General features: G+C 34.6%; 6 protein-coding genes. 3 read left to right on the top strand and 3 right to left on the bottom strand.

The window, feature by feature from the left end; genetic code table 11:
- The coding region (locus tag ACY2V1_RS07775) for a hypothetical protein (protein ID WP_461834230.1) at positions 1 to 263 on the bottom strand (263 nt) is incomplete at its 3' end.
- 196 nt (positions 264 to 459) lie between these two features.
- Between ACY2V1_RS07775 and ACY2V1_RS07770 the strand changes: the two genes are divergently transcribed.
- On the top strand, positions 460 to 1,086 hold the full coding sequence (locus ACY2V1_RS07770; protein WP_461834229.1) for a hypothetical protein: 627 nt from the start codon (positions 460 to 462) through the stop codon (positions 1,084 to 1,086).
- 714 nt (positions 1,087 to 1,800) lie between these two features.
- On the opposite strand, the gene ACY2V1_RS07765 is transcribed toward ACY2V1_RS07770, so the two are convergent.
- On the bottom strand, positions 1,801 to 2,085 hold the full coding sequence (locus ACY2V1_RS07765; protein ID WP_461834228.1) for a hypothetical protein: 285 nt from the start codon (positions 2,083 to 2,085) through the stop codon (positions 1,801 to 1,803).
- Positions 2,086 to 2,090: 5 nt separating this feature from the next.
- On the bottom strand, positions 2,091 to 2,360 hold the full coding sequence (locus ACY2V1_RS07760) for a DUF4258 domain-containing protein (RefSeq protein ID WP_461834227.1): 270 nt from the start codon (positions 2,358 to 2,360) through the stop codon (positions 2,091 to 2,093).
- A 591-nt stretch (positions 2,361 to 2,951) separates the two neighbouring features.
- Here ACY2V1_RS07760 and ACY2V1_RS07755 point away from each other — a divergent pair.
- Both ACY2V1_RS07755 and ACY2V1_RS07750 read left to right on the top strand, forming a co-directional pair.
- Positions 2,952 to 3,182 carry an AbrB/MazE/SpoVT family DNA-binding domain-containing protein gene (locus ACY2V1_RS07755; RefSeq protein ID WP_459879401.1) on the top strand — a complete coding sequence of 77 codons (231 nt, stop codon included), beginning with the start codon at positions 2,952 to 2,954 and terminating at the stop codon, positions 3,180 to 3,182.
- Complete coding sequence (locus ACY2V1_RS07750; protein WP_461834226.1) at positions 3,182 to 3,586, top strand: type II toxin-antitoxin system VapC family toxin; 405 nt, start codon at positions 3,182 to 3,184, stop codon at positions 3,584 to 3,586. Before ACY2V1_RS07755 ends, ACY2V1_RS07750 begins: the two co-directional genes overlap by 1 nt.
- The last annotated feature ends 220 nt before the right edge of the window (positions 3,587 to 3,806 follow it).

Genomic DNA, 3,806 nt, shown 5'->3' with positions numbered 1-3,806 from the left:
TTATTATTTAAAGAAACCTGAAAAAATCCACTCTTTAAATAATCCAATCCGCTCTCACCCCATACCTCTTTAAGCTTATCAACAGATATACCTAGCACTTCAGCATATTTTAATGGATTCTCCCTAAATGCATTAATTTTGTCTAATATAGCTGAATTATAATTTTCATAAATTTCTAAATTAATAGCAGAAAAAACTCTATAAACTTTTACCCCAAAAAAAAGAAAAAATAAACTACATGATATTAAAATTTTCTTTTTCATCGTATGATATTTGCTGCAAAAAACATACCGTATCTCTTTAGCAAACTAAAAATTAGAAAATTGCATGTTGATTTGTGTTACGAGTTCTCAATTATTAATAAGCCTCATAACTTTGCCTGAAAAAAAATTGGATGTTCACAGGTAATTTCCTAAATAGGTGATTTACCAACAATCCATATAAGGAGGAAAATTACCTGTGAACAACAACTTCATTGCTCAATTTTCAAAAAATATCAAGTTTTCCTACACCTCTTTTGATCGTGTTATTCTTCGCGGTTACATTTTAGACCTCTTCTATGAAGGAGGCGTTGCTTTTTTCCTTAAATCTATGGGTTTTGTTAAACGCTCTAATGGCGTTATGCGCATTTTCACTAACCCGCCTGCCAATCGCCTAGATAATCTTTTATTAAAACTACAAACTTTCTATACTCTACCTTCTCTAGTTAAATACCACATATTGTCGAGGCACTGGCGGGCAGGAACCACCATTAACAACCCCAGATCCCTGGGGCTTAAAAAACCTCTTCTCTATCTACAGACCTATTTATGGAAAGGTCTTGATGCCAATAACAAATTCCTCAATTGTTGTGCTGACGTTGATCTCTCCTCATTATGTGAGGTTGAACCGGACATGTTTTCAAAACCTGTTCTTGACCACCTTAACCATAAGATCCCTGCTCCTGACCTCAGAAAAGACAGGCAACTTGCTCTCATCAAAGAATTGCTTAAAACCAAATATTCTTCTTTTGGATTTAAAACTTCTGAACTCAGAAATGCTCTATCCAACTACTTCCGAATTCCTCTCAAATTCGCTATGAATTGAAAAAAATTAATCTCTAGAAAGATCGTTAAAAAGGTAAAAGATAAATCATTTTATGCTGTTACAAAATCTGGCTGGAAATGGCTTTGGGCTACAATTTGTGCGAACGACTTTTTTAAAAATCCCATAATTTCAACATGTTTTAAAAAAGACCCGAAAAATACCACATCACAACCATCTAATATTGAAAAATTTTATCTCCTCATCCATCAAGGCTTAACCCTCATAACTCAAGAACTTGCAATGATTTAGGCTTCTCTAAAAACGTAAATTTTTTTTTATGATTTTTTAAGTAAAAAGCTTAATACTTTTTACCTTATTCAGCTTACCCACACAATAAGTGGTTAAATTTAACCACAATAGGCTATATCTGGCCAATTTAATTCGGTTTCTTGCTTAAAGAGCAAGAAAAAGGGACATCCATGATAAGTATGTCAAGAGGGAAGACGGAGTTTTTCCTGCACCCTCCCAGTAAACCTTCCTGGTGGCGTTTTTAGAGTATATTTTTTGCCAGTCTTTTTAATCCAGTACTTATGGCTAATTAAGCTTTTTTCTTTAAACTTTTCTCTTTAAAAACGTGAAAAAAAATTACAGTAGTAGAGAAAAAGGGGACATGAGAATAATGCACATTTTTTTGTAAATGGGTCTATGCGTTTATCACCGAGAATTGCTGACCTGACCCTCTTTTGATTCTTTGCCTCAGTTTTTCCGCGATGATCATAATTCCACTTTCAGCTCGCCACGGACATACTTACGGACTAACAGAGAGATAATTGTTTGATAAGGAAGTCCAAGTTCTTCAGCCCGATATTTAAGTCTCTTTAAATCAAATTCTGCAAGTCTTATACTGACGCTTTTTTTTCGCTTCATAAACTCCCTTGCTCCCTCTTCAGCCTTTCTCGTGAATTCCTCTAATTCTTCTGAAGACAAAGATTTGTATTCTCCAGTTTCCAAGGCTTTTTCTATTTCCTGTTCATAGGAATCAAGTTTTACTTCTTCCATCTTACTTACTCCTGTAAATATTTTTTAGTCATTTTGCGACTAGGATACACTGTTATAAAAAACACAGTATCATCTTTTATACGACATGGAACCACATAAGCATAATTATTTATCTCCACCACAATAAGATACTGTCCAGGATATTTTTCCTGATTATGGTGTTTTAAAACGTCCAAAATTTTACCAGCAGCTATAGCTTCAACTACATCTTCAAAATTTACACCACGAGTTTTACGAAGTTTTTGATTTTTATATGAATTCCATTTAAATTTCATATTTTATGAATATGTAATGTATTTGTTATTGTCAAGGGAAAAGGGGACATCCATGATAAGTATGTCAAGAGGGAAGACTTAAGTTTCCCTGCACCCTCCCAGTAAACCTTCCTGGTGGCGTTTTTAGTGAAGAAAAAAGGTGACAGGCGAAAGAAAAAGGGGACATGCAAATAATGCACAATTTGGGTTTGTGAGTTTATTGAGTTTGTGGGTTCGTTGGGTTTGTTGGGTTAGTGGGTTGAGGCGAGAATGAGACCTAATTGCGCATCTACTCATCCACCCATTAACTCACATCTTATTCGGCACAAAATAGCCCTTATTTTATTTTTTGGCCAAATCCCTACCTGTTTATTAATCAAATTTACACCAAAAGACGAAAATAATGGGCATTACGTGGCTCTTAGAGGACAGGGCGTCGTATTTAGAGTGATTGGTAATTTGTGATTAGAGAGGAAGAAAAGAAGAATAAGCCCGAAAGAAAAAAGGCAAGGACAACGTAGTTCACTCTCCTTCTTTTAGTCTTTTTCTTTGACAAAATAATATCAAATTTGTAAGATTCTTACTATAAAATTCTTACAAGGGAGATTAAATATGAAAATTACAGCTAAAGGACAAGTTACTATTCCTCAGAAATTAAGAAATAAATTGGGATTTTTTCCGGGGACAGAAGTAGAATTTATTTCTGATGGAAACTCTCTTAAACTGATAAAAAAGAAAACAGCTCCAGGCAAAGGTGAACAGCTTATAAAGCATTTAAGAGGTAAAGCAACAATCCGTTTGAGTACAGATGAAATAATGGATCTTACAAGAGGAAAAAATTGATGCCTTTTTTAGTGGACTCCAATGTTTTATTGGATGTGCTTACCGAAGATCCAAACTGGTTTGAATGGTCTGCTTCTCGTCTTGTAGAATGTGTTGAAAATGATATATTGGTAATAAATCCTATAATTTATGCTGAGATTTCTATAGGTTTTGAAAAAATTGAAGAAGTAGAAGAAGCTCTTCCGTCCGATATTTTTATAAGAGAACCCCTTCCCTGGGAAGCTGCTTTTTTAGCTGGAAAATGTTTTTTAGCTTACAAAAAAAGAAAGGGAAAGAAAACTTCTCCTCTTCCCGATTTTTACATTGGAGCCCATGCAGCTGTCTGTAGGTATATTCTTCTTACCAGGGATTCCAGACGATACCGTACCTATTTCCCAAAACTTAAAATTGTTTCTCCTTCTTAAGCTTAGAAGAAATCAGGAGGAAAAAAGTGACATCCATGATAAGTATGTCAAGAGGGAAGACTTAAGTTTCCCTGCACCCTCCCAGTAAACCTTTTCCTGGTGGCGTTTTTAGAGTATATTTTTTTGCCAGTCTTTTTAATCCAGTACTTATGGCTAATTAATTATTAAGTGCTCTTTTGGCACATTAATCGAAAGAAAAAAAGAGGACATGCAAATAATG

Source organism: Desulfothermus sp. (genome assembly GCF_053993635.1).
Note: the sequence above shows the minus strand (reverse complement) of the source record. Positions and strands in the feature narration are given on the sequence as shown.